At 40.8% G+C, this 26,382-nt stretch carries 30 protein-coding genes and 1 pseudogene; 30 read left to right on the forward strand and 1 reads right to left on the reverse strand.

Going from position 1 to position 26,382, the window contains the following annotated elements:
- The first annotated feature begins 99 nt into the window (after positions 1-99).
- The 29 genes and pseudogenes from HMPREF9425_RS01505 (at position 100) to HMPREF9425_RS01645 (ending at position 22,881) form a co-directional block, all read left to right on the forward strand.
- The gene (locus tag HMPREF9425_RS01505) at positions 100-498 is read left to right on the forward strand and encodes a DUF805 domain-containing protein (RefSeq protein WP_003096113.1); all 399 of its coding nucleotides are present in this window, start codon (positions 100-102) and stop codon (positions 496-498) included.
- 140 nt (positions 499-638) lie between these two features.
- On the forward strand, positions 639-1,073 hold the full coding sequence (locus HMPREF9425_RS09200; RefSeq protein ID WP_003096114.1) for a Wzz/FepE/Etk N-terminal domain-containing protein: 435 nt from the start codon (positions 639-641) through the stop codon (positions 1,071-1,073).
- Positions 1,074-1,159: 86 nt separating this feature from the next.
- Entirely contained in the window at positions 1,160-1,618 is a 459-nt protein-coding gene (locus HMPREF9425_RS10140) for a hypothetical protein (protein ID WP_003096115.1), read from the forward strand.
- Positions 1,619-1,640: 22 nt separating this feature from the next.
- Complete coding sequence (locus HMPREF9425_RS10145) at positions 1,641-2,144, forward strand: DUF6287 domain-containing protein (protein WP_003096117.1); 504 nt, start codon at positions 1,641-1,643, stop codon at positions 2,142-2,144.
- Between the two features lie 114 nt (positions 2,145-2,258).
- The gene (gene rsmH / locus HMPREF9425_RS01520) at positions 2,259-3,209 is read left to right on the forward strand and encodes a 16S rRNA (cytosine(1402)-N(4))-methyltransferase RsmH (protein WP_003096119.1); all 951 of its coding nucleotides are present in this window, start codon (positions 2,259-2,261) and stop codon (positions 3,207-3,209) included.
- 2 nt (positions 3,210-3,211) lie between these two features.
- Positions 3,212-3,532 carry a cell division protein FtsL gene (gene ftsL, locus HMPREF9425_RS01525; RefSeq protein ID WP_003093404.1) on the forward strand — a complete coding sequence of 107 codons (321 nt, stop codon included), beginning with the start codon at positions 3,212-3,214 and terminating at the stop codon, positions 3,530-3,532.
- Between the two features lie 3 nt (positions 3,533-3,535).
- Entirely contained in the window at positions 3,536-5,803 is a 2,268-nt protein-coding gene (pbp2x, locus tag HMPREF9425_RS01530) for a penicillin-binding protein PBP2X (protein ID WP_003096121.1), read from the forward strand.
- Position 5,804: 1 nt separating this feature from the next.
- On the forward strand, positions 5,805-6,827 hold the full coding sequence (gene mraY / locus HMPREF9425_RS01535; protein ID WP_003096123.1) for a phospho-N-acetylmuramoyl-pentapeptide-transferase: 1,023 nt from the start codon (positions 5,805-5,807) through the stop codon (positions 6,825-6,827).
- Positions 6,828-6,900: 73 nt separating this feature from the next.
- Complete coding sequence (locus HMPREF9425_RS01540) at positions 6,901-8,244, forward strand: DEAD/DEAH box helicase (protein WP_003096125.1); 1,344 nt, start codon at positions 6,901-6,903, stop codon at positions 8,242-8,244.
- Between the two features lie 95 nt (positions 8,245-8,339).
- Positions 8,340-9,695, forward strand: coding sequence for a bifunctional metallophosphatase/5'-nucleotidase (locus tag HMPREF9425_RS01545; protein ID WP_037621298.1), 1,356 nt, complete (start codon positions 8,340-8,342; stop codon positions 9,693-9,695).
- A gap of 54 nt (positions 9,696-9,749) precedes the next feature.
- Positions 9,750-10,487, forward strand: a complete 738-nt coding sequence (locus HMPREF9425_RS01550; RefSeq protein ID WP_003093265.1) for a YutD family protein — start codon at positions 9,750-9,752, stop codon at positions 10,485-10,487.
- A 47-nt stretch (positions 10,488-10,534) separates the two neighbouring features.
- A complete protein-coding gene (gene rlmN / locus HMPREF9425_RS01555; RefSeq protein ID WP_128637824.1) occupies positions 10,535-11,644 on the forward strand; it encodes a dual-specificity RNA methyltransferase RlmN in 1,110 nt (369 codons plus the stop codon).
- Position 11,645: 1 nt separating this feature from the next.
- Entirely contained in the window at positions 11,646-12,173 is a 528-nt protein-coding gene (locus HMPREF9425_RS01560) for a VanZ family protein (protein ID WP_003094723.1), read from the forward strand.
- 418 nt (positions 12,174-12,591) lie between these two features.
- Positions 12,592-12,726: a hypothetical protein gene (locus HMPREF9425_RS10480; protein WP_003096132.1), complete on the forward strand. Its 135-nt coding sequence runs from the start codon at positions 12,592-12,594 to the stop codon at positions 12,724-12,726.
- A gap of 49 nt (positions 12,727-12,775) precedes the next feature.
- Positions 12,776-14,533 (forward strand): ABC transporter ATP-binding protein, encoded by a 1,758-nt coding sequence (locus HMPREF9425_RS01570; RefSeq protein ID WP_003096134.1) that lies wholly within the window; start codon positions 12,776-12,778, stop codon positions 14,531-14,533.
- Positions 14,526-16,271, forward strand: a complete 1,746-nt coding sequence (locus HMPREF9425_RS01575; RefSeq protein WP_003096136.1) for an ABC transporter ATP-binding protein — start codon at positions 14,526-14,528, stop codon at positions 16,269-16,271. The genes HMPREF9425_RS01570 and HMPREF9425_RS01575 overlap by 8 nt, the downstream gene beginning before the upstream one ends.
- 160 nt (positions 16,272-16,431) lie before the next feature.
- Entirely contained in the window at positions 16,432-16,611 is a 180-nt protein-coding gene (locus tag HMPREF9425_RS01580) for a Blp family class II bacteriocin (protein WP_003096139.1), read from the forward strand.
- Positions 16,612-16,626: 15 nt separating this feature from the next.
- On the forward strand, positions 16,627-16,794 hold the full coding sequence (locus HMPREF9425_RS09875) for a hypothetical protein (RefSeq protein ID WP_003096142.1): 168 nt from the start codon (positions 16,627-16,629) through the stop codon (positions 16,792-16,794).
- Between the two features lie 139 nt (positions 16,795-16,933).
- Entirely contained in the window at positions 16,934-17,023 is a 90-nt protein-coding gene (locus HMPREF9425_RS09665; protein WP_022495887.1) for a ComC/BlpC family leader-containing pheromone/bacteriocin, read from the forward strand.
- Between the two features lie 967 nt (positions 17,024-17,990).
- A complete protein-coding gene (locus HMPREF9425_RS10630; RefSeq protein ID WP_003096161.1) occupies positions 17,991-18,392 on the forward strand; it encodes a hypothetical protein in 402 nt (133 codons plus the stop codon).
- 247 nt (positions 18,393-18,639) lie between these two features.
- The gene (locus tag HMPREF9425_RS09215; RefSeq protein ID WP_003093551.1) at positions 18,640-18,771 is read left to right on the forward strand and encodes a Blp family class II bacteriocin; all 132 of its coding nucleotides are present in this window, start codon (positions 18,640-18,642) and stop codon (positions 18,769-18,771) included.
- A gap of 200 nt (positions 18,772-18,971) precedes the next feature.
- Positions 18,972-19,199 (forward strand): Blp family class II bacteriocin, encoded by a 228-nt coding sequence (locus HMPREF9425_RS01610; protein WP_003094508.1) that lies wholly within the window; start codon positions 18,972-18,974, stop codon positions 19,197-19,199.
- Between the two features lie 11 nt (positions 19,200-19,210).
- A complete protein-coding gene (locus HMPREF9425_RS01615) occupies positions 19,211-19,603 on the forward strand; it encodes a hypothetical protein (RefSeq protein ID WP_003094909.1) in 393 nt (130 codons plus the stop codon).
- 470 nt (positions 19,604-20,073) lie between these two features.
- Positions 20,074-20,292 carry a Blp family class II bacteriocin gene (locus tag HMPREF9425_RS01620; protein ID WP_003096164.1) on the forward strand — a complete coding sequence of 73 codons (219 nt, stop codon included), beginning with the start codon at positions 20,074-20,076 and terminating at the stop codon, positions 20,290-20,292.
- A gap of 32 nt (positions 20,293-20,324) precedes the next feature.
- Complete coding sequence (locus tag HMPREF9425_RS01625; protein ID WP_003096166.1) at positions 20,325-20,552, forward strand: bacteriocin class II family protein; 228 nt, start codon at positions 20,325-20,327, stop codon at positions 20,550-20,552.
- A gap of 49 nt (positions 20,553-20,601) precedes the next feature.
- Positions 20,602-21,015, forward strand: a complete 414-nt coding sequence (locus tag HMPREF9425_RS01630; RefSeq protein ID WP_003096168.1) for a hypothetical protein — start codon at positions 20,602-20,604, stop codon at positions 21,013-21,015.
- A 112-nt stretch (positions 21,016-21,127) separates the two neighbouring features.
- Entirely contained in the window at positions 21,128-21,307 is a 180-nt protein-coding gene (locus HMPREF9425_RS01635) for a hypothetical protein (RefSeq protein ID WP_003096170.1), read from the forward strand.
- 186 nt (positions 21,308-21,493) lie between these two features.
- Positions 21,494-22,420, forward strand: coding sequence for a thioredoxin family protein (locus tag HMPREF9425_RS01640; RefSeq protein WP_037621304.1), 927 nt, complete (start codon positions 21,494-21,496; stop codon positions 22,418-22,420).
- Between the two features lie 164 nt (positions 22,421-22,584).
- A pseudogene (locus tag HMPREF9425_RS01645) lies at positions 22,585-22,881 on the forward strand (bacteriocin immunity protein).
- A gap of 198 nt (positions 22,882-23,079) precedes the next feature.
- Here the strand turns inward: HMPREF9425_RS01645 and HMPREF9425_RS01650 are convergent.
- A complete protein-coding gene (locus HMPREF9425_RS01650; protein WP_003096176.1) occupies positions 23,080-25,347 on the reverse strand; it encodes a Xaa-Pro dipeptidyl-peptidase in 2,268 nt (755 codons plus the stop codon).
- A 120-nt stretch (positions 25,348-25,467) separates the two neighbouring features.
- Here HMPREF9425_RS01650 and gla point away from each other — a divergent pair, with 120 nt between their 5' ends.
- On the forward strand, positions 25,468-26,334 hold the full coding sequence (gla, locus tag HMPREF9425_RS01655; protein WP_003096177.1) for an aquaglyceroporin Gla: 867 nt from the start codon (positions 25,468-25,470) through the stop codon (positions 26,332-26,334).
- The last annotated feature ends 48 nt before the right edge of the window (positions 26,335-26,382 follow it).

Here is a 26,382-nt window from a genome sequence, read left to right on the forward strand (position 1 = left end):
AGAATAAACAAAAAGCTCCTCATGGGGCTTTTTTGGTCTATTTGCTAGAGTAAGAAGCTTCTGATATATTGGAGGTATCAAAAATGAGGAGCTTTGGTGATGTTTAAAGCTTATAAAAAATATTGGAGGGGCTATGTAGATTTTGAAGGACGTTCAAGCCACTCAGATTATTGGTTTGCGGTGTTAGCAAATATTTTAGTCATTTTCGCTGTAGAGATTTTAGCAGGTATATTTATAGGTGCTAATGATGGTAGTGTGGCCGGTCCACTAGGTACTATTGCAATCTTACTGATATTAGCTATGTTAATATATGGTCTTGCTGTTGTATTACCATTTACTGCAATCCAAGTCCGTCGTTTGCGTGATGCTGGTTATCACTGGGCTTTTATTTTCTTCCGATTTGCCGTGGGGATAGGTGGGATTGTACTTTTAATTTTGTTCTGTCAACCAACAAAAGTAGAAGTGCCATTCAACAACTTCAATAATCCACAACAATAACGACAATCAACCAACTCAAAGAGTTGGTTTTTCTGATGTCAAAAAGCTTTATGTCAATGTTGCACATTTTAATATTTCTGATATAATCTTATCTGAGACTAATCAACACTAAAATATAATTTAAGAAATGTGAATAACTTATGAAACTATTTCGTCACATAAAAGAAAAACGTTACCTTATTTTGGCATTTACCCTACCAGCTCTTTTATTGGCTTTGGCTATTGTCTTTTTCCGTCCTACTCATCATCATGCCGAGGTAGGAGTGAGGGTTAGCACCAAACAGTCGTCATCAAAAGCTAAGGCTCCCTCTAAATCATCTAGCTCTAGCTCGTCATCGTCAACATCAACGTCTAGCGAGTTGTCAAGCTCTAGCACGGCATCTGTAGCAGCTAGCCAGGCACAGACAGCCACAACGACTACGGTTACACCGGCTCCTTCCTCAGCTCAAGGAACTTACCAAGCGCCACAGTATAATTATGCTCCTCCAACAACTGATACCGACTCAAATAGTGAGACCTCAAGCTATACAGACCCTGCCTACGGCTCAGATATTAGCTCTGGGACAACAGAATAAGGGTAAGAGAAAAGGAATTTAGGATCAGCAATGAAAAATAAAGTTTTAGTATTAGTAACAGGATTATCTAGCCTAGTCTAGCCCTATTGGTTGCTTGTTCAAATCAGTCTAATCATTTATCATCTACCAATTCTTCATCATCAGTAGAGCAGTCCCAATCAAGTAGTAGTGAAAGCTCTAGCTCAAGCTCTAGTCAAGAGAAAAAGGTAGATGCCTCTGCCTATGATAGCATCATTAGTAAGTACCAAACAGCTGTAGATGACAATCAAACTGACGATTCAATTAATCCTTTGGTGGTGACCTATGCTAATTCTCAAATCAGTCCTGCTTCAACGGTCTATACTTACCGTGATTTGGATGGTAATGGGGTTGACGAGTTGGTGTTTGCTTTTAAACCAGGTAAACTCTTTAAGGAGCATATGATTACGGATATTTACACTATCTCTAAGGATAGTGGTCAGGTCATTCGTCTGACAGAAGGTCCGCAACTGGGCATGTTGGGTGAGCGTATGACATTGGTCTACCTCATGGATAACAACCTTTAGCTACTATGGTAGTGCTGGTGCTATGGCTGGTGAAGGTTCTGGCTACCACTTTAGTAGTGATGGCCAGTCTCTTATAAAAGATGACAGTGATTCGGGTGCAGAGAAGGCTGATCTCTCTAATTGGGGTTGGAAGGACCTGAGCAGTGCCTCTATTGAATCTAGCACAGCATCACAAACTCAAACAAGTTCATCAGCCCTCAAGCCTGATGAACTGAAAAATGGTAACTATAAATCAGCTGTAGGGACATGGAAGTCTTCAAATGGACAGACTATCACCATTACTTCGGATGGACAGTTGGAACTCTGGGGTTCTACTTACCCTATCGACAAAGTCTCATCCAATCAATATGTGTCAGGAATATATACCCTAACTTATGTGTATTCTAGCCCAGTAGGGAATGCTCCAATTGAGCTTTGTCCTAAAGGAGTTAGCGATGGAAGTGATGCGGGAGATAACAGTAAGGACCGAATTTTAGCGACTAATGGTAAGCCATCTGAGGAAAGTTATTTTTACAGAGTTGACTGATTTTCGAGAACCGATCTATCAATCATCAAGCCAGGCCACAGGTCTGGCTTTTTTACTATCCTGTTAACTTACAGAACGAGACAATTTCTCCATTCTTGTGCTATAATAGAAGTTATGACTAATGAATTTCACCATGTAACCGTTCTTTTACACGAAACTGTTGATATGCTTGATATCAAGCCCGATGGCATCTATGTTGATGCGACCTTGGGTGGCGCAGGACATTCGTCTTATCTATTGTCACAATTGTCTGAAAAGGGTCATTTGTACTGTTTTGATCAGGATCAAAAGGCTATTGATAATGCTCAAGTGCGTCTCAAGGACTATATTGATAAGGGAATGGTGACTTTCATTAAGGATAATTTCCGTAACCTCAGATCTAACCTTGAAGCTCTGGGAGTGTCTGAAATTGATGGCATTCTCTACGATTTGGGTGTGTCTAGCCCACAGTTGGATGAGCGTGAGCGTGGTTTCTCCTATAAACAGGATGCCAAGCTGGATATGCGTATGAATGAGGAGGCGAGCTTGACTGCTTATGAGGTGGTTAATACCTATCCTTACAACGATTTGGTGCGCATTTTCTTCAAGTATGGTGAAGACAAGTTCTCTAAACAAATTGCACGTAAAATTGAACAAGCTCGTCAGGTTAAACCAATTGAGACCACGACGGAACTGGCGGAAATCATTAAATCAGCTAAGCCTGCTAAGGAATTGAAGAAGAAGGGCCATCCAGCCAAGCAAATTTTCCAAGCTATTCGAATCGAAGTGAACGATGAACTTGGTGCTGCGGATGAATCGATTCAGGAGGCTTTGGATCTCCTAGCTGTGGATGGTCGCATTTCGGTGATTACCTTCCATTCTTTGGAAGACCGGTTGACTAAGCAACTTTTCAAGGAAGCTAGCACGGTAGATGTACCTAAAGGCTTACCTTTTATTCCCGAAGACTTACAACCGAAGGTAGCTCTGGTTAATCGTAAGCCTATCCTACCTAGTCAGGAAGAATTAGAAGCCAATAACCGCTCGCACTCTGCTAAATTGCGTGTGGCTAAAAAAATCAGGAAGTAACTATGGAAAATCAGGAACGTCAGATTGTTAATAGGGCTATTAGAAACCATATTCGTTTTATGACACGTATGGAAAAGGCCTTCTATTCGGCAATTGTTTTGACAGCTATTGTGATGAGTATCGCTGTTGTATTTTTACAAGGGCGTAATCAGGCTATCAAGCAACAAATCACAGACCTTAATCGCAAGATTAGTGACGAAAAGACAGAGCTTAACAATGCTAAGCAGGCAGTAAATGAGTTAACTAACTCTGATCGTATCAAAGAGATTGCCACTAAGGCAGGACTGTCTATTAATAACGATAGTATTAAGAGTGTGAAATAGCCAATGAACAGACTTAAAAAACTTAAACATTTATTTCTAAACTATGTCGTAAGGGATAGGAAAAAGCCAGCCCAAAACCGACAGCATGTTGGTCAGAACCTGATGGTTCTCAGCATTTTTATCTTTTTTGTTTTTATTATCAACTTTGTGGTAATTATTGGGACCGATAGTAAGTTTGGTGTTGATTTGTCAACACAGGCTGCTAAGTCTTATAACACGAAAACCACAGTGGCGGCCAAGCGTGGGACGATTTATGACCGAAATGGGAATGTTTTGGCTGAGGATTCAACCAGTTATTCCATTTATGCTATTGTGTCAACCAGCTATGTGTCAGCAACTCGGGAAAAACTCTATGTCCAAGATAGTCAGTTTGATAAGGTTGCCGATATTTTGAAAGACAAGCTAGGAATTGAAAAGAGTGATGCTTTGGCTCAATTGCGTACCAAGGGTGCCTATCAAGTATCCTTTGGACTAAAAGGAAAAGGAATCACCTACTCTGTCAAAGAGGACCTAGAAAAGACTTTTAAGGATGCAGGTATTAAGGGGATGGCATTTGAAGCGACAACCTCCCGTATGTATCCTAATGGAACCTTTGCTTCAGAGTTTCTTGGCCGTGCCGAAGCTGTTGAAAATAAAAAAGACGGTTCGTATTCATTGGTCGGTCAAACAGGTTTAGAGCGTTCGCTGAATAGCCTTTTGACAGGTAAAGATGGCGAAGCTATCTACGAGAAGGATAAAGACGGTAATACCCTTCTTGGAACGGAAACGATTACCAAAGAAGCTATCGATGGTAAGAATATCTATACGACATTGTCGGCCCCTCTTCAGACCTTCCTAGAAACGCAGATGGATACGTTTATGGAGCAGACCAAAGGTGTAAATGCTTCAGCAACAGTTGTCAATGCGAAAACAGGTGAAATCCTTGCAACGACACAACGTCCAACCTATAACTCGGATACGCTAGAAGGACAGACTAAAAAAGGTTACGACTGGGTCAACCGCCTCTATGAAGCTCAGTATGAGCCAGGGTCAACCATGAAAGTGATGCTCTTGTCAGCAGCTATCAATAATGGAAGTTTCAACCCGAATGCAACCTACAGTAACGCTAATGGTATTAAGGTTGATGATGTTGAAATCAATGACTGGTCAATCAATGAAGGTGTTTCAACAGGTCGAACGATGTCATTTGCACAAGGATTTTCATATTCAAGTAACGTTGGTATGACCATGCTGGAACAAGACATGGGAGACAAAGTCTGGTCTAACTACCTATCGCTATACAAATTTGGACTTCCAACCCGCTTTGGGATGGTTGGTGAGTCTTCAGGGATTGTCTCTCGAAACTCAGTTAATATTGCCCAATCATCTTTTGGACAAGGGATTTCAGTAACTCAAGTCCAAATGCTCCGAGCCTTTACCGCAATCTCTAACAATGGTATTATGTTAGAGCCTCAATTTATTAAACAAGTTGCCGATACTAATCAAGGTACTGTTCGTACAGCCAAGAAAGAAGTTATTGGTAAACCTGTTTCCAAGCAGACTGCATCTGAAACCCGTAACTATATGATTTCTGTCGGTACGGATCCAGAGTTCGGTACCCTATACAACAAGTCTGAAGGTTCGCCAATCATTCAGGTTGGTAACTATGATGTTGCGGTTAAGTCAGGAACAGCCCAAGTGGCTGATGAAAAGACAGGAACCTATAAAGTTGGGACCAACGAGACTCTCAACTCAGTTGTAGCCATGGTTCCTTCTGATGATCCAGAATACATCATGTATTTGACCATTCAAGAGCCTAAGACCTGGGATAATAATTTTTATGCGACTGTGGTGAACCCTGTTTTAGAAGAAGCCATGTCAATGGGTGCTACTTTGGAGACTTCTGTTTCTGAGGGGAGTGGAAATACTGAAGAGACTAGCTATCAAACTGGTGATATCATTGGTAAGACACCAGGAGAGACAGCTAATACTCTTCGCCAAAACCTAATTCATCCGGTTGTTCTGGGTGTTGGCAATAAGATTGAAAAGGTTTCTGTAGATGCAAAAGCTGATATTAAAGCTAATGAGCAGATCCTAATCATGACTAATGACTTCACAGAACTTCCAGACATGTATGGTTGGACCAAGAAGAATGTTGAAACATTTGCCAAATGGAAAGGCATTAAAATTACTTACAAAGGTGGCAAGTCAGGGACTGTGACCAAACAAAGTGTTGCGGCAGGAAAAGCCCTGTCTAAAACCAAAAAGATTACCATTACTTTAGGAGACTAAGATGACTATGAGTCTGATAGCAGGCGTGGCCGCCTTTGTGTTGACGGTGCTCGCCATGCCTCATTTTATTACTTACTACAAAATCAAAAAAATCGGTGGTCAACAGATGCATGAAGATGTGAAGCAGCACTTGGCCAAGGCTGGTACACCAACTATGGGAGGGACAGTATTCCTAGTGGTTGCCATCTTGGTTAGTTTGATTTTCAACTTCCATGTCTTTAGCAAGGGACACCAAGCCTATGGTGCCCCAGTAGGAATACTCTTTGTACTCTTGATTTATGGTATTATCGGCTTCCTTGATGATTTCCTTAAGATTTTCCATCAAATCAATGAGGGTCTTAAACCCTGGCAAAAGATGGCTTTGCAGATTATTGCAGGTTTGCTTTTCTATTTCATCCATGTACTCCCTAGTGGGACAAATAGCCTATCTATTGGAGGATTGACAATTCACCTTGGTGTCTTCTATGTTCTCTTTGTCCTTTTCTGGATCGTTGGTTTCTCAAATGCGGTCAACTTGACAGATGGTATTGATGGTTTAGCTTCTATCTCTGTGGTTATCAGCTTGATTGCTTATGGAATCATCGCTTTTGTCAAGGGTGAGTTCGCTATCTTAACTATCATTATTACTATGATTGGTGCCCTTCTTGGCTTCTTCGTCTTTAACCACAAGCCAGCCAAGGTCTTTATGGGGGATGTTGGGTCTTTGTCACTTGGGGCTATGCTTGCGGTTATCTCTATTGCCCTACGTGTAGAGTGGACGCTACTCTTGATTGGTGTGGTTTATGTCTTTGAGACAGCTTCTGTCATGCTACAGGTCAGCTATTTCAAATACACTAAGCGTAAGTATGGAGAAGGTCGTCGTATTTTCCGTATGACACCATTCCACCACCACCTCGAATTGGGTGGTCTTTCAGGTAAGGGCGACAAATGGTCAGAGTGGAAGGTTGATGCTTTCCTTTGGGCAGTTGGAGCACTTGCAAGTGCCATTACCCTTTGGATGGTTCTTGGAAACGTTATGAAATAAATGAAAAGAGCAGAAATGCTCTTTTTTTGTTATAATGATAAGGATAGACTAGATAGAAAAGAAGTAAGAAAAAATGTCATTTAAAGATTTTAATTTTAAAGCCTATATTCAAAAGGCTCTCGACGAGATTAAATTTAAGGAGCCAACACCTGTTCAGCAAAAATTGATTCCAGTAGTCCGTTCTGGCCGTGATTTAGTGGGTGAATCCAAGACTGGTTCAGGGAAGACACATACCTTCCTCTTGCCAATTTTTGAGAAGCTCAATCCAAAGAGTGGCGATGTTCAAGTTGTTATTACAGCGCCATCACGTGAATTGGCGACACAAATTTACCAAGCGACAAAACAAATTGCCAAACACTCTGAGACTGAAATTCGTGTAGTCAATTATGTGGGTGGTACAGACAAGCAACGTCAGATTGAGAAACTCAAGGTAGCCCAACCTCATATTGTTATCGGGACACCAGGGCGTATCTATGACCTAGTTAAATCTGGTGACTTGGCTATCCACAAGGCCCATACTTTTGTTGTTGACGAGGCTGACATGACCATGGATACGGGATTCTTGGATACTGTGGATAAGATTGCGGCAAGTCTTCCTAAGGAAGTTCAAATTTTGGTCTTCTCAGCAACCATTCCTCAAAAATTGCAACCATTCTTGAAGAAATACTTGACCAATCCTGTCATGGAACAAATCAAGACTTCAACTGTGATTGCAGATACCATTGATAACTGGTTGGTATCTACCAAGGGGCGCAACAAGAATGAACAGATTCTTGAGATGCTTAAGGGAATGCAACCATACTTGGCAATGATTTTCGTCAATACCAAGGAACGTGCGGATGATTTACATAGTTATTTGGTATCAAACGGTCTTAAAGTTGCGAAAATTCATGGCGGTATTCCACCGCGTGAACGTAAACGTATCATGAATCAAGTTAAGAAACTTGAGTTTGAGTATATTGTAGCGACTGACCTTGCAGCGCGTGGAATTGATATTGAAGGGGTTAGCCATGTTATCAATGACGCTATTCCTCAAGATTTGTCATTCTTTGTTCACCGTGTAGGACGTACTGGACGTAACGGCTTGTCAGGGACAGCTATCACCCTTTATCAACCAAGTGACGACTCAGATATTCGTGAGCTGGAAAAAATGGGTATTACCTTTGAACCTAAGGTATTTAAAGATGGTGAGTTTCAAGATACCTATGACCGCGACCGTCGTGCCAACCGAGAAAAAGCCTATCAAAAACTTGATACGGAAATGATTGGTCTGGTTAAGAAGAAAAAGAAAAAAATCAAGCCTGGTTACAAGAAGAAAATTCAGTGGAAGGTTGACGAAAAACGCAAACGTGAGCGTCGTGCAGCTAATCGTGCTAAGGGACGTGCTGAGCGTAAAGCTAAGAAGCAAAGTTTCTAAGCCTTGGCGTTTAGCTGTAAGCAAATTTAGATATGTAAAAACTTGGCAAAATGAATGTCAAGTTTTTTTGTGGTAAAAGTGCTAAAATAGAAGTCATGAAAGACACGATTCGAATTCTTCATATCAATGATTTGCACTCTCATTTTGAACAGTATCCACAACTCAAGCGGGCTGTGGATGATTTGAGTCAGACGGATAGAGAGTTGATTAAGGTAGATCTTGGGGATAATGTGGATAAGTCCCATCCTCTATCTGATGCGACCGCTGGGCGTTTTAATGTAGCCTTGATGAATGAGTTGGGAATAGACTATGCGACTATTGGAAATAATGAGGGAATTGGTCTAGCTAAGAATAAGCTAGACTGTCTTTATGAGCAGGCCAAGTTTCAGCCAATTATAGGAAATCTCAAGGATGAGGGGAGACAGCCTGAATGGGCCAAACCCTATCTTATCCATAAAACTAAAGCAGGTACAAACATTGCTTTCTTGGCCTATACCTTCCCATATTACATCACCTATGCTCCTAACGGTTGGCAGGTGTTAGAGCCTATGGCTCGGTTGGAAGAGGATTTGGCTCGCCCTGAGGTAAGGGATGCAGACATAGTCGTCGTTCTTAGCCATCTGGGTGTACGTTATGATGAGCAGATTGCAGAGACTTATCCGCAGGTAAACCTTGTCATCGGGAGCCACACGCATCACCTTTTTGAAGAGGGAAAATTAGTAAATGAAACCTATTTGGCAGCTGCTGATAGATATGGCTATTATCTTGGCTGTATTGACTTTACTGTGGAAAATGGGCAATTGATAGAGTGTCAGATCGAGGCTATTCCCACCAAGTCATACATCTTGGATTTGGACAAGGAGGACGAAATCTTTATCAAGGCTATGCGTGAGGAAGGCCATCGTCGTTTGGCTCAGGAAAAAGTGGCTAATCTAGGTCGAAAACTAGATTTTGATGAGACTTGTCAATTGGTTTTACAAGCTGTTTGTCAGGAGACAGATAGCCAGTTAACGATTTTAAATACTGGACTCATCATGAAAACGCTAGGTCCTCAAGTGACCATGGCAGACCTTCAAAAAGCCCTTCCCCATCAGATGCGGATGGTGCGTTTAGTCGTGACAGGGAAAGAACTCAAGGAAATCTGTCGTGAAGTTTTTACCAAGGCTGAACTCCTTAAAAACCAGGCTATTAAAGGTATGGGATTCAGAGGGAAGACATTTGGTGAAGTAATCACGGGGAATTTTGCTTACAAAAACGGTAATTTGTTGTATAATAGTAGGGTTGTAGATTCCAATGAGAAGTTTAGTTTGGTCCTTGTGGATCAATACTACTTTGCTTCTTATTTCCCTAAAATCAAAGAAAAGGAAGTCACTCTTCTTTTTCCGGATTTGTTAAGGGGACTTGTGGCTAAGTATTTAAGAAAAAATGGTGCCAATTGGGATAAGAGATAAGAGCATTATCACAGCATCAGAATAGAAAATAAGAGAGAGCAGAAAGGATGGCACATGCGTAAAGAAATCTTGCCAGAAATGTTTAATTATAATAAATATCCAGGGCCAGACTTTGTGTACGTGGCCGACCTTCTGAAATCAGATGCCTATCAGTTTACGGTTCTTGAAAATCACAAGGATGCTTTAGACGCTACCCGCTTTGGGCAACGTTTTTCTGAAATCATGCTTAAGTATGACTATATTGTTGGGGATTGGTCTAATGACCAGCTTCGCCTTAAGGGCTTTTACGAGGACGAGCGTCCTAATACGCGTAAGACAGATCGTATTAGCCGATTGTCAGAGTATTTACGTGAATACTGTGCCTTTGGTTGTGCCTACTTTATTTTAAAAAATGAAGAGCCGCAGTTAATCGTCTTTGAAGAGGAGACAGAGCCTCGTCGCAAGCGTCGTCGTTCTAACAATCGTCGTCATTCTTCTCAGGAATCTAGAGAGAAGGAGCGTAATGCTTCTCAAAAGAATAAGGACCAAAAAGTTTCTGCTAAGCAAAAGCGGGATAAGTCCAAACGAAGAGACAGGGACCAAGAGGGGCCAAGCTTTGAGAAAATCAAGCGTCGGCCTAAGTTCAAATCTAGGTCTGAGGATGCTAGTCGTGAGCGAAAGTCTAACTTCAAGAAGAGTCAGAAGAAGACTTCAAAAAATCAGCACACCTCACTGAAAAAACAAAGCAATGCCAAGTCAGCTGGTCAGCATTTTACAATCAGAAAAAAGGAAATTAAACTATGTCAGAAGTAACAACACAAGCAAAACCAGAACGTCGTAAACGTCAGAAATTGGAGGATATGGAGGGCTACAAGCATTCTATTTACGGTCTTACTCGTGATGAGTTGATTGACTGGGCTATGGAACACGGTGAAAAGAAATTCCGTGCTACTCAAATTTGGGATTGGCTTTACAAGAAGCGTGTGCAATCTTTCGAAGAAATGACCAACATTTCTAAGGATTTCATTGCTAAATTGAACGAGAATTTCTGCGTAAACCCATTGAAACAACGTATCGTTCAAGAATCTAAAGATGGTACTGTTAAATATCTTTTTGAATTGCCAGATGGTATGTTGATTGAGACTGTTTTGATGCGTCAACACTATGGTTTGTCTGTCTGTGTGACAACTCAGGTTGGCTGTAACATTGGTTGTACTTTCTGTGCGAGTGGTTTGATTAAGAAACAACGTGACTTGACTGCTGGTGAGATTGTGGCGCAAATCATGTTGGTACAAAAATACTTTGATGACCGTGGCGACGGTGAACGTGTCAGCCACGTGGTTGTTATGGGTATAGGTGAGCCATTTGATAACTATGACAATGTGCTTCGCTTCTTGCGTACCATTAACAATGACAATGGTCTTGCCATTGGAGCACGTCACATTACCGTGTCAACATCTGGTTTGGCACCAAAAATCAAGGAATTTGCTAACGAAGGTGTTCAAGTTAACCTTGCCGTATCACTTCACGCACCTAACAATGATCTTCGTTCAAGCATCATGCGTATCAACCGCTCGTTCCCACTTGAAAAACTCTTTGAAGCTATCGAGTATTACATCCAGACAACCAACCGTCGTGTCACTTTTGAGTATATCATGCTTAATGAGGTCAATGACCATCCTGAAAATGCTCAAGAGTTGGCTGATTTGACTAAGAAAATCCGTAAGTTGTCATACATCAACTTGATTCCATATAACCCAGTATCAGAGCACGACCAATATAGTCGTTCAACGAAAGAACGTGTGGCAGCCTTCTACGATGTGCTCAAGAAAAATGGGGTTAACTGCGTGGTTCGTCAAGAGCACGGTACAGATATCGATGCAGCTTGTGGACAATTGCGTTCAAACACCATGAAACGCGACCGTCAAAAGGCAGTGGCAGAAGCTTCTGGTAAATCAGAAGGTAAGTAAGATGTTTCAGCTTAAGACTTGGGTAGATAAGGATGGAGAACTAACACCAAAAGGAAGAAAGCTAAGCCGAGTTTTGGTCTGTGCTTATCTCCTTTGTTTAGTACTCCTATGCTGGACACCCCAGTACGGGCTAGTTGAAGGTGTTGAAACCCCTGGTATTCAACATTTTGGTCGTGTCGTGGTCCTATTAACCCCATTCAATAGTTTGACCAACTTTTATCAGCTGGATAGTCTTAAAGAGATTGTCTTTGTGCTTGGGCAAAATGTGACCAATATTTTCTTACTGAGTCCGCTGATTTTAGGGCTTTTAGCCTTGTACCCCAGATTCAGGTCTTGGAAAAAGGTTCTTTTAGCGACCTTTGTCATGTCTTTGACGATTGAGGTTGGACAAGTTATCCTAGATCTTCTCATTGATGCTAATCGTGTCTTTGAGTTAGATGATTTATGGACCAACACTTTGGGAGGTTTGGTGGCACTAGGTGTCTACCGCCTTCTTGTAAAACTGATTCAAACGCATTCTAAAGAGTAAAAAACCTGGGAGCTTACGCGTCTCAGGTTTCACTTATTTTCTATCATACAAATACAACACATTCAAAAGAGGGAAAATGAATAAACACGTTTGGAGAAATAATGAAACATTTAATGATGACAGTAGTCACCGTATTAACGTTAGGAGTAACAATGACGATGGTTAAGGCAGATACTTATCAAAGTGGTCGTGATGCCGATATCATGCGAGAAAGAGGACAGGTTTGAAATTATTCTGAGGCTAAGAGAAAGCTTCAATTAGCCAACTACAATACCGATGGTCGCTATCTCAGTGAGGCAACTAACTTTGAATTGTACAATTTTGTCATAGAGTATAATATAAGACTTCTGATGAAATCAGACACATTTGGAGCCCTAAGAAGGATGCGTCAGTCATTCGTGACAAGGAGAGATACTCTATGGATGGTGGGTACAAGGTCTATAATTTTGACTCCTTTGCTTATCAATTGCCAGAGTCTACTGATTTTGGGAAGTTATCTTATATTGGTCACTTTCAGTTAGAAGATGGCACAATCTATCGCTATTGGAAGTAACCTTTTGTTAGAATTATAATCACTCGTTTGTAAGGATAGGGGTAATAACTTGTTTTTTAAAGAATCAATCATTGCAAAACTTTGGTGGTTTTTCAAGTTAGAAAAACGCCGGTATATTGTCGGGATTTTGGCACTGAGTCTGGTTTCGGTACTCAATCTGATTCCTCCTATGGTTATGGGGCGGGTCATTGATGCTATTACATCGGGGAAATTGACCAATCAGGTCTTGCTTTTGAATCTTGTGTATTTGCTTTTGGCAGCTTTGGGGATGTACTATTTGCGTTATGTTTGGCGCATGTATATCTTGGCGACTTCTTATCGCTTAGGCCAGATTATGCGTTCACGCCTATTTGAGCATTTTACCAAGATGTCGCCTTCTTTTTATCAAAAGTACCGAACTGGAGACCTCATGGCCCATGCAACCAATGATATCAACTCCTTAACACGCTTGGCTGGTGGGGGTGTCATGTCAGCCGTAGATGCCTCTATCACAGCATTGGTAACTTTAATCACCATGTTCTTCAGCATTTCTTGGCAGATGACGCTGGTGGCTGTCTTACCTCTCCCCTTCATGGCTTTTGCGACCAGTCGTTTGGGCCGTAAGACCCATAAAGCTTTTGGAGAATCCCAGGCAGCCTTTTCCGAACTTAATAATAAGGTTCAAGAGTCGGTATCAGGAATCAAGGTAACCAAGTCTTTTGGCTATCAGGAGGCTGAGCTTAAGTCTTTCCAAGAGACCAATAAGATGACCTTCAAAAAGAATATGCATACGATGAAGTATGATAGCCTTTTTGATCCCTTGGTCTTACTCTTTGTTGGCTCATCTTATGTTTTGACCCTTCTTGTCGGGGCCTTTATGATTCAGGCCGGTCAGATAACGGTCGGAAATTTGGTAACCTTCATTACCTATTTGGATATGCTGGTTTGGCCTCTGATGGCCATTGGTTTCCTATTTAATATCACACAGAGGGGAAATGTGTCCTACCAACGTATTGAAAATCTTCTGGAGCAGGAATCAGATGTTCAAGATCCTGCGCATCCTCTCCCAAGTATCGAAAATGGTCGCTTAGAGTATGCGATTGACCGCTTTGCTTTTGAGGATGAGGATACTTTGCGAGATATTCATTTCACCTTGGACAAGGGGCAAACTCTTGGTTTGGTTGGGCAGACTGGCTCAGGAAAGACGGCCCTTGTCAAGTTGCTCTTGCGGGAGCACGATGTCAATCAAGGAGCCATCTATTTGAATGGTCATGATATCCGAGACTACCGCTTATCAGACTTGCGTAGCTTGATGGGCTATGTCCCTCAAGACCAGTTTCTCTTTGCCAGTTCTATTTTAGAAAATGTTCGCTTTGGTAATCCTGATCTCTCCATTGACAAGGTGGAAGTAGCGACTAAGTTGGCTCAAGTTTATGAGGATATCAAGGCTATGCCTGAAGGCTTTGAAACAATCATTGGTGAAAAGGGTGTCAGCCTATCAGGTGGTCAAAAGCAACGTCTGGCCATGAGTCGTGCCATGATTTTGGATCCAGATATTTTGATTTTGGACGACTCCTTATCTGCGGTTGATGCTAAGACAGAACATGCCATTATTGATAATCTCAAGCATACTCGCAAGGACAAGACAACTATCATTACTGCCCACCGTCTTAGTGCGGTGGTGCACGCTGACCTCATCCTAGTCATGCAAGATGGTCGTATCATTGAACGTGGCCGTCATGATGACTTACTAGCTCAAGATGGTTGGTATGCCAAGACCTATGAGTCTCAACAGTTAGAAATGGAAGGAGGAGAAGCTCGTGCCTAATCAAAACCAATGGTCTGTGTTTAAGCGTCTTTTGACTTATCTCAGGCCTTACAAATTCTTGACCTTTCTAGCTTTGGCCTTCCTCTTGTCCACAACGGTTATCAAGAGTATCATTCCCCTGGCGGCCTCCTATTTTATTGATCACTACCTCCAGGATTTGAATCAGGCGGCAAGTATGATTCTGATTGGATACTATGGTCTCTACCTCTTGCAGACACTGGCCCAGTATCTGGGAAATCTCTTCTTTGCGCGTGTGTCCTACAGTATTGTCAGAGATATTCGTCGAGATGCCTTTGCCAATATGGAAAAACTGGGCATGTCTTACTTTGACAAAACTCCAGCAGGCTCTATCGTTTCCCGCTTGACCAATGATACTGAAACCATTAGCGAGATGTTCTCAGGAATTCTCTCTAGCTTTATTTCGGCTATCTTTATCTTTGTCACGACCCTTTATACCATGATGATTTTGGACATTCGTCTGACTGGGCTTATTGTGCTCTTTCTTCCTTTGATTGTCCTTTTGGTTAACCTCTACCGCAAAAAATCAGTGGTCATCATTGAAAAGACCAGAGCCTTGCTTTCAGATATAAATGCCAAATTGTCAGAGAGTATCGAGGGGATTCGCATCATTCAGGCCTTTAACCAAGAGAAACGTCTCAAAAAAGAGTTTGATGCCATCAATGAGGAGCACCTGATTTACGCTAGTCGTTCCATGTCACTGGATTCTCTCTTTCTACGCCCAGCCATGAGTTTACTGAAGCTGCTGGGTTATGCTGTTCTTATGGCCTATTTTGGCTACCGAGGTATCTATCTGGGAATCACAGCAGGGACCATGTATGCCTTTATCCAGTATATTAATCGCCTCTTTGATCCCTTGATTGAAGTGACACAAAACTTCTCAACCCTGCAAACCTCTATGGTCTCAGCAGATCGGGTCTTTGCCTTGATTGACGAGCGTACCTATGAGCCTGAACAGAGAGACACAGACGCCAAGGTTACAGAGGGAAATATTCGCTTTGAAAATGTCTCCCTCTCTTATGACGGTAAGCACCAGATTTTGGATAATATTTCCTTCTCTGTCAATAAAGGTGAAACCATCGCTTTTGTCGGTTCCACAGGTTCTGGAAAATCCTCTATTATCAACGTATTCATGCGTTTTTATGAGTTCCAATCAGGACGAGTTCTTCTTGACGGTGTAGATATTCGCGATTATAGTCAGGCAGAGCTGCGTAAGAACATTGGTCTTGTCCTTCAGGAACCCTTTCTCTATCATGGTACAATCAAATCCAATATTGCCATGTATCAGGATTTAACCGATGAAGAGATTAAAGCCGCTGCTGAGTTTGTGGATGCCAATCACTTTATTGATAAACTTCCAGAAGGCTATGATGCTCCAGTTTCTGAACGAGGTTCAAGTTTTTCAACCGGTCAACGCCAGCTTCTAGCCTTTGCTAGAACCGTTGTTAGCCAGCCTAAAATCTTGATTCTGGATGAAGCGACAGCCAATATTGATTCGGAGACAGAGGCTATTGTCCAAAACTCTCTAGCAAAAATGCGTCAAGGACGCACAACCATTGCTATTGCCCACCGCCTATCAACGATTCAAGATGCCAACTGCATCTATGTCTTAGACAAGGGCTGCATCATCGAACACGGTAGCCATGAGGAGCTCCTAGACCTCGGCGGCACCTATCACAAGATGTACAGCCTACAAGCAGGCGTAATGGAAGGAGCCTAAGATAATCTAGACCATAGCTTCTATATTCGAAAAGATTTCTTAAAAATCAAAATCGAGTAGTGACATTTATGTCACTACTTTTTTTGTTGTCTTGCAACCTATAATAAAACCATAGCTTGAGAGAAAAAGCTAAAAAATAATATTTTAGGAGGTTGTTAGAATGACAACACAAACAATGAACACTTTTGAAACACTCGATCTCGAGACGCTTGCAAATGTTGAAGGTGGAGGATGGGTTAAGTGTTATGCCGGCACAATTGGATCTGCTCTAGTAGGATCAGCAGGAGGCCCAGTAGGTTACCGGGGAGGAGCTTTAGTTGGTTACGCCACATTCTGCTAATATTTAGGTGACCCTATGTTTAAAGATAAAAAAATGTATTTACTAGCCATTTTCCTTTTAGGATTTGGAATTGCTAACCTTTTTAGAAATTTAGATTTTGTTCATCATATCATTAATTTGGTAGGGTTAACATTAATCACTTTTAGTTTGATTTTTAGTAAATGGGAGCGACTCAAAAAATAGAAGTATTCGAAATGTAGAGTTCCTAAAAATCAAAATCGAGTAGTGACATTTATGTCACTACTTTTTTGTTGTCTTCCAGCCTATAATAAAATCATAGCTTGAGAGCAAACGCTAAAAAATAGTTTAGGAGGTTGTTGCTATGACAAGGCAAACAAATAACAATTTTGAACTCCTTGACCTTGAGGCACTTGCAAACGTTGAAGGTGGTGATGGATTATGTTTGATTTGAAAAGTTATATTTTAGGGATGGTTTGCATGGCTGTTATGAGTTTTTTAGATAAGCCTATTATGTCATTTCTTGAAAAACACAAGGCTACCAATTCCGTTAAGAAGAAATCCTAACTGAGATGTCTTGTCAATTGCTGGTCTGTGAATAGCATGTGAATTATGATTGAAAATTTCGATATAAGAGAAGAGGTATTTGTAATCATGACCAAAAAACGCCTAGTGTCTCTAATGATGTCTATGGGCTTCGTCCTTGTTGCCTTACATAACTTTGGAGAAAAACTGAATTTTGGACTTCAATGCCTAAATCTTATCGGGTTATGTTTATTTCTCTTTCTTATGTGTACGGTTATCAAGGATATAAGGTCAGACAAGTAGTGACATTTATGTCACTACTTTTTTATCGGCTTCCAATCTATAATAAAATTCATAGATTATGCACAGACTAGCTAAAAACACTTTAAGGAGAAAAGTATGTTTAAAAACTCAAAACCGTATTTACTGGCTACCATTCTCATCGGAATGGGCCTCGCTAATCTATTTAGAAGCTTGGATGCAGTTCACCATACCATTAACTTGCTAGGGCTAACGGTGCTTCTTTATAGCTTACTTTTTAAAAAGTGGGTACAGTTTCAAAAGTAACCTTTGGTCACTTTGAACGTAAGATGCTTGCAAATGCTTATTTTTGATGTTCCCGAAGTAAAATTATTCTTGCTAATGATAGCGGAGATTATATTATATTTGATTGCATATCTTTGTAATAGAGAAAACAAAGATATGTATATTCGCCTATTTAAAGTATCAGTACTAATGACACTACTGTATTACATCTCCAGTAGAATTTAATCGCTAAGGGCTTACTTGAAATCTTACAGCTGTATAATAAAATACAGAGAGGAATAGAGTTAAATGTAATAGCTTATTAGGTTTGCAAGACTGACTGAGGTTATTCATAGTTTAGGTGTTTTATCATGAAGTTAAAGAATATTAGTTCGAGTGTATTGCGATCTTTTAGAACCATCACTGCTGCGTTGGCAGTTTTCCTTATAAGTATCAGCCTTTCTCTCTACAAAAGCAAGATCTCGCCAGGAACTTGGCTAGCAGTCGGAGCACTAGCTTTAGTAGTCATTTTTGTTAATGGACTGCTCTACCGTATGCTTAAGAAGCGTCCAGATTCAGTAAATCTGTTAACAATACGGCAGTCCTTCATTGTTTTTCTTGTCATCTCATTTCTTGTGCTTTGTGTAGAGTTTTACACATTACTTACATTTAGTGATACCACAGACCGCATAATGTTGGTCGTATTAATGCTTTTGTTAATTCTCTGTGATTTTCTAGCTTACTTGCAAGTCAAAAAATATTTTAAAAAATAGAAAATATAGTAACCATTTGTGACATTATTCGATTTACGTTGCATAAAAGTGTTATAATAAGAAAGTGATTCAGTAAATATGTGAAAATTAGAGGAAGATTTCCAATGATTGAAGGATGTTCTTCAGGAATTACCATTCGGGACATATAGCCACTTTTTGGGACGCTAGCTCTGATAGAGACACTTGAATGCTATACTAAAGATGTTATTGAGAGATCACACGATAAAAATTTTAGGAGGTAGTTGCCATGGCAACTCAAACAATTGAAAACTTTAACACCCTTGACCTCGAAACACTTGCTAGTGTTGAAGGAGGTGGATGTAGTTGGAGAGGCGCAGGTGGTACTGTTGCCTATGGAGCAACCTGCTGGTGGAGCTAATCTATGGTATATTTTATTATAGGTTTTGTTGTTGCTTTGTTAGGTAATATCTTTTTCAACAAGGTCAATAAAAATAAACATAAAAAATCATCTTGAACATATACGGGTATTTTCATAACAATTTTTAATAATTTGTTTATAAGATAGTGTTATTTTCTTTGAACAAATAGTTTATTTTTATGTAGATGAGGAGTTAACTAATGATTACAGAACTAACATATAACGACCTTGAAACACTTGCTAGTGTTGAAGGAGGACGAGTCAATTGGGAACGATGGGGAATGTGTGGGGCCTCTGTCGCCGTAGGTGCTTCAGAAGGATTCTCTGCAGCTGCAGGTGGAACGGCTTTCTTCATTGGACCGTATACAATTGGAACTGGTGCAGTAGGTGCAGCTATTGGAGGTGGAGTAGCCTTACCTGGCTGTTAAGGAGAACAACAATGACACATAGAGTTTCAAAAAGGGATATAGTGCTATTTGTCATTGCCCAAGTAGTTAGCATATCCTTACTGGTACTTTTTTTTAGTCAATTACTTCATAACTTATCATCCGTATTCCAATTGGTCTACATCGTAGCAGCCCTCTTAGTGGTTGTGGTTGATATATTGCTCATTCGAAAAATAATGACAAGAAGAGAAGAACCAACTGTGTTAAATCAATTAAAAGCTTCCCTAGCTTGTTTCTTGTTACTGACACTTAGTTGCCTTCGTTTTTTGACAACAGATTTCTATTATCAAAAAGTTATCGCTATATTTGTAGGTTTTTTTTCATTATTGGGTTTCGTACTATTTTTATGGGGCATCAAGTATATCAACCATAATATAGAGAAGTAAGTAATTGACAAAATAAGGAGTATAAGCAATGTTTACAAAATTAACTCATAACGACGGTGCAGGAGCTGGATTTGCAGGCGGTAGCACAGCATTTTGTTATGGTACAGCTGAATAATCTTCATTTGAGATAGGTGATACAAATGAAGAAATACCTAATCATTTTTTCGACTATTGCGATGATATATTTATATAGCAAAGTACTATTGTCATCAGGAAATATCTATCAACTTTTGTTAGCATCAATAGGATTCTTTTTCTTTTTATTTGGAGTCTATAGGCAGTATAGAAAGAATTAGTTAAAGCTTTTTCAATAAGACATGGAATGAATCAAAAATGATATTCAGTCTTTTTTTTACTACTCGGGACATATAGCCACTTATTGGGACGCTAGCTCTGATAGAGACACTTGAATGCTATACTAAAGATGTGATTGAGAGATCACACGATAAAAATTTTAGGAGGTAGTTGCCATGGCAACTCAAACAATTGAAAACTTTAACACCCTCGACCTTGAAACACTTGCTAGTGTTGAAGGAGGAGGGAAAAGAACAGCAGATGTCTTTTTAAGTTCTGTTGGGGGTGCTGCTGAAGGAGTTTACTATTGTGCTGGCGTTGGAGCTCTCACACCGTATACTGTTGTTGGTTGTGCTGGCATTGGAGCGGTGGTCGGAGCCTTCTTTCCACACTAGAGCAAGCTAAATTTATTTAAGGAGAAAAAATAATGAAAACTGAAGAACTTGAAAAATTCTTGAACTTGAACGATACAACTCTTTCTAATATTGAAGGAGGTAATCTTTCTGCAGGTGATGTAGGGACTGCATTTGGAATATGTGCCACAGCAGGTGCTGTTATTGGAGGTGCCTTAGGTTCTGTACCGGGAGCGCTTGGTGGAGCAGTATTAGGTGCACAATATTGTGGGGGCACATGGGTGATTCTTAGAACTCACTAATAGTTATCGTGATTCTAGAAACGTATGATTGACTTTGAGGTATAATGAAATGTTGCATCTTAACCGACTTCGTTCAAGTACTTTACGTTATTTACGATTAATAATTGTCACTTTAGGATTACTAGGTGGGAATATTTGTCTTGAGTTATTTTCTAATGGTTATTCATTCCTTTTTTGGTTGCCGTTAGGTCTGGTTTCGTTACTTTTCCTGATTTATCTACCACTGCTTATTAAACGAGAACTGAGCATTCGTCCAGTAGAGGAACAAAACTTTACACCTAAACAGATTTATGCAGTGCTAGGACTGGTTAATTTAGGTGCTATTTTATACGCGATTTACAGTATTTGTATCAGTACTGATGAAGAATGGAATAACTATATGGTTATTTTACTTTTTCTTGACGTTTGTTACTTAGCTTATATAACTCCCAAAGTGTTAAAAATAATCAGAAAGGAAAAGTAATCTACAGGAATAATGGGGCTTAGAGTTAACTTAGTATCTCTAGTGACACCTTGAGGAATAAATTCTGCCCTTATAGCAATACACTTCTGTCGTACCATAAGGAGGTAAACTAATGCTTATAGAACTAACATATAAAGAACTTGAAGCTATTCAAGGTGGCGCTGTCTGTCGTATGCCAAATGTGAATAACAAGGAGGGTGACCCTTTTAAAGGAACCCTAGTGCCACTGCCTCGGCATCCACGAGACGAAGCCTATCCGATGGTATACTTACCTGTCTGTGCTATTATGTAAGAACTTGAAATGACAACTCTCATTTGATAAGAATTTAAAAAGTCCCTGTTATTACCCGAACCTTCTGGTGATAGTGGGATTTTTTATATTCTTACCATTCGGGACGTATAGTCACTTTTTGGGACGTTAGCTTCTATGAGAGTTGTAAATTGTTAAACTAGACTAAGTAATCGAAAGGAGTTTATGATGAAAAAACGGACATTAACGCTATGGCTGATGAGTTCAGCCTTGTTACTGAATCTATCGGTAGGAACTGCTTTAGCGGATGAGGTGGTAGAAACGGGAGCTGATAATTCTCCAAAGGTTGAAGCAACCGAATCTACTCCAGTAGAACAACCATCAGATAGTCAGGAGCAGTCGCTTCCTGAAGATAAAGAGGCACCAGCAGCGACTGAATCAGTAACCTTGGCTGAGTCTGAGGAGGAGACTGCAAATGATATCCCAGCAGTATCTCGTGAGGAATACGACGCTAATGTTGCTGATTTACCTAAAATAAGTTTAGATGATGTGCGTAATGCCTTTACCGAGGATGGTCAGGCACATACGATTTATTTTGGACGTGGAACCTGTTACTATTGTCGTCAATTTTCACCAGAGTTGAAGGTCTTGAACCAACTGATGGATGGTCGTTTAGAGTATTACGATACAGATCGTGAGGATTTTGACCGAAACTATGTGTTTGGTGAGATTGGTATTCCAGGTACACCTACACTACTTTATCTGGAAAATGGTCAGCTATTATCAGGATGGGTTGGTGGTGGACCTGCTCAAACAGTTTATGACCATTTAGCCAGCTCTAGTCCACGTTTTATGACTTTGAATCAGGAACAAACAACCATCTCTGAACCTCAAACTAAAACTGTTCGTCCTACACGAGTAACCGAAGAGAGTACGAAAGAGAAATCTTTGCCAACTGTTCAACCACAGCCGATGTCAACGGTTCAGAAGGAACTGAACGCTCAAACAGGGCAAATGGCACCAATGACTGATAAAGTAGCAGACACAAAAGAATTCCCTAAAACAAATGACGGTGAGCAATCACTTGTCTCTTTTGTGGGGGCATTAGCAATCTTAGCTTCACTCATGTTAGCACTGAGATATTGTATTAAATAGGTAAAAAGATTGAGTATCTCCCTCAATTTTTTTCATTTTGTATATGAATGACCATTCAGGACGTATAGCCACTTTTTGGGACGCTGGCTTTTAAATGACTATCAGGGTGCTATACTAAAGATGTGATTGAAAAATTAGTTGAAAGAAATAAGGAGGTTTTCATAATGACAGGACTTAAATGGTTTGCAGGAGGCAAAGAGAGACGAGAACAAGCAGTAGCTATCATCGATGAGGTAATTGAAACTATTGGAGATTAGCCAGATTATGCTGATTTGAAGCAGGTCCTGCACTCCTACCGAACGGAACTTGCAGACTCTCGTTCAGCCACTCCCTATATCTTAAGCAGGATGTCACTGGAAATATCCGAAGTGGTCAGAAAAGACCAGCTAACCTTGTCTCCCTTTATCGAGGAGCGAATGGCAGAGTTGCGAAAATTGCTAGCGATTCGTTATGGCTATTGATGCCATTAGGGAGGATTTCTTGGTTTTAAGGTTGAGTTGTCCATTGAGAATTTGTGTTATTCCACTGTCTTGGCTACATCATTTGTTTAAATAATATTAAAATCAATCGTAAAAATTGAAGATTAAATCTTGTTTATTTCCACACAATCAAAAACTCCCATGGGAGTTCTCATCCTATGGGAGTTTTTGCGATAAATACTAATAAGGCAATGTCATCTGACTTTGGCTTAGGTCCACAGTCACTTCATAGTCACTATTGTCACGAATAGTGTGCTCAAAGTCTGTGGTATAGAGAACGAGTCGGAGTTTGTCGCCCTTGTTGAGTTTGTAGATGGTTGGTTGCAAATCCAAACCGATAGTCATCCATTCATTTGGGGTGACATTCTCAATGTTAAGGAGGTTCTTGCGATTTTGCAGGTTAAGGTGTCCTTTGGTAATGACACGATATTTGGCCTGCTTGAATGGCAGTTCACGTAAGGCTTCTTCCTTGAAGAGACGACCGTTATCTAAACTCATGCGTTTGGGTGCAGGGATAGGTGCGAGATACTTCTTGTCCCCCATTTCTAGAACTTGGGCCGAAATGAGACCACGGTTTGTGCTAGACTTAACCTTGAGCTCTAGGTGGACACGACCATTGATTTGGATGTCTTGGTCCAGTTCAAAGTCTAGGGTGATGGCATTGGCTTTATCCACAAAGAGGTCATCTTTGAAGCTTTGGTAAGCTTTACCGTATTTGGCAAAGGTTTCCTCTTCATAATGGTTAGCGATACTAGCTTCAGTCTCACCAAGCTGAATGTGTTTACCATTGTCGTGTCCAAAGTTATCGAGAACTTCCCAGGTCTGTTCAGACTGGTTGTTTTGCCAGATAACAGTAGGCAGTGTGTAGCCGTTATTCAAACCAAGGAGTTTCTGACAAATCAAGGCGTTCATGCTTTCTCGGAAGTCAATAGACTGCCAAGCATTCATGTAAACGTGGGCACCATTGTGGAAGAAGAGGTGCTTTTCAAGAGAGTCAGGGAGGGCTCTGAACATTTGATAGACGTTAATCGGTTTGACGTTCCAATCCTGGCTACCGTGTGTAAAGACTACAGTAGCTTTGACACGGTCTGCGAACTGCACATAGTTACGGTCATGCCAAAACTGGTTATAGTCTCCGTGCTTACGATCAATAGCTGTGCTTAGCGCCTTAAGGTAGGCCTCGTAGTCTTTTTGGTGGCGTAGGTATTCTCCAGCTAATAGGGCACGAGAATAAGTGAATTCAGTCAAGGTATCGAGATCCTCACCAGGGTAGCCTCCAGTACTGACGAGGAGCCCATTTTCACGATAGTAGTCGTACCAAGAAGAAATACCTGCTTCAGCGATTACCATCTCCAAACCGTCAACACCAGTTGTAGCAAGGGCGTTGGACATGGTACCCAAGTATGACAGCCCAGTAGTAGTCACCTTACCAGAAGCCCAATCAGCAGTAATGGTATGCTGTCTACTATGGCTAGTAAAGGCGCGTGCACGATCATTGAGCCAGTCAATGACAGCTTTATAGGCCAGAACTTGTTGATAGTCTCCAGAGGTCATGAAACCTTCCGAGTTGAAAGTACCGACACCAGATACATAGATAGAAGCCACACCACGAGCCAACATGTAATCGTTAAGTGTATAGGTATCAGTGTGAGCAAAACGCTCCTGAGCCTTCGTGACAGGATTGATAGGCGTAAGGTCTGCCTCTGGTGTCTTGATTTTTGGTTGGCTAAGGGAGATTTCACCTACTGGTTTGACGAGCAAGTCTCCCTCCATCTTGTGGGTGAGCTTATCAGAGGCAGGTTCATTAGTCCCTTGTTGATAAGGACTTGCGGTCATCATGGCTGGAACCGGGAAGTCCACATTAGGACGTAAGATGGTTACCTTGACCAAGTCTAACTGTCCATCCTTATCGGTATCTACAGGAGTCTCGACATAAACCACTTCACGGTGAAGTTGATTGGTGTCAAATGTGGCCAAGCTCTTACCATTAAAGAAGACGTAGTCATTACTTATTGGGATTAAATCTTGGGCTACTAACTGATCAATTAAGGTATTGCCAGATTGTGTGCGTGTCGCTAACAACTGGTGGAGGTTATTAAGGCTACCATCAAAAGTGATTGGGAAGGCCATTTTCTCAAGGAAAGCAACACTGTCGGTAAAGTCCACGTTAGGGACAAATCCTAGCAGTTGAAGGGCTACCAAGCCAAAGACTTCAGCAGTTAAAGGACGATCTGATTGGAAAAAGGCCAGGAGGTCTGTCTCTGGATCGGAAATCCAATTTTTCAAAGCCAAATCAGTATCTTCAAAGAAAAGGAAGTTCTTGCGAACAAATGATTCAAAATTGGCTTTGGCACTAGCATCTAGAGAAACTTCAAACCCCAAAGAACGGAGCTCTTGACAAGCAATTTCAGGACTAACAGGGATGTAACTAAACTGGTTAAATTTCATATTCAAAAACCTCAAAAATAATACGTAAACATTCCAGAAATATCTTTACATCAGACATTATACTTGATAAAATGATAGATGTCTAAATTATTGTAAAATCGAAAGGAAATAAAGAGACAAATGAATGATTTTCTAAAAGAAGCGTTCACCAGTGAATGGCTATTGAAGTACCTCACTGAGTTTATCGCGACTGCTTTTCTTGTAGCGCTTGGTAATGGTGCTGTTGCCAACGTTGAGCTTAAGGGAACAAAAGGTAACAAATCTGGTTGGATTGTAATCGCCTTTGGTTATGGTTTTGGTGTTATGATGCCAGCTCTTATGTTTGGTGATGTTTCTGGTAACCACATCAACCCTGCTTTCACCCTTGGACTTGCTGTATCTGGCTTGTTCTCATGGGTAGGCGTTCCTGGATACCTTGTTGCACAACTTCTCGGTGCTTTTTTAGGTCAAGCTATTGTGGTTTGGGTTCACCAACCTTACTATGTACAAACTGAGAACCCTAACAATATTCTTGGTACCTTCTCAACGTTCTCAGCAGTTGACGATCATGATGATACTCCAGAAAATCGTAATCGTGCATGGGCTAACGGTTTTGCCAATGAGTTTGCAGGTTCATTCCTTCTCTTCTTTGGTGCCCTTGCCTTGACGAATAATTACTTTGGTCACAAATTGGTTTCACAAGCGGTTCAATATGGATACGATAAAGCAGCTGTAACAGGCCAAATGGCGAATGGATCTCTCGCTGTAGCTCACATCGGTGTTGGTTTCTTGGTTGCTGCTTTGGTTCTTTCATTCGGTGGACCTACTGGACCAGCCCTTAACCCAGCTCGTGACTTGATGCCACGTCTTCTTCACCACATCTTGCCAACATCAGTTCTTGGTGAGCATAAAGGTGATTCTAAATGGTGGTATGCTTGGGTTCCAGTTGTAGCGCCAATCCTTGCAGGACTTTTGGCAGTATACTTGTTCAAAGCTCTCTACCTTTAATCAATAACCAAAACTCTGAAGCATTGTCTTCAGAGTTTTTTTTGTGTC

Origin of the sequence: Streptococcus vestibularis ATCC 49124 (assembly GCF_000188295.1) — a bacterium.
In the GTDB taxonomy this organism is placed as follows: Bacteria; Bacillota; Bacilli; order Lactobacillales; family Streptococcaceae; genus Streptococcus; species Streptococcus vestibularis.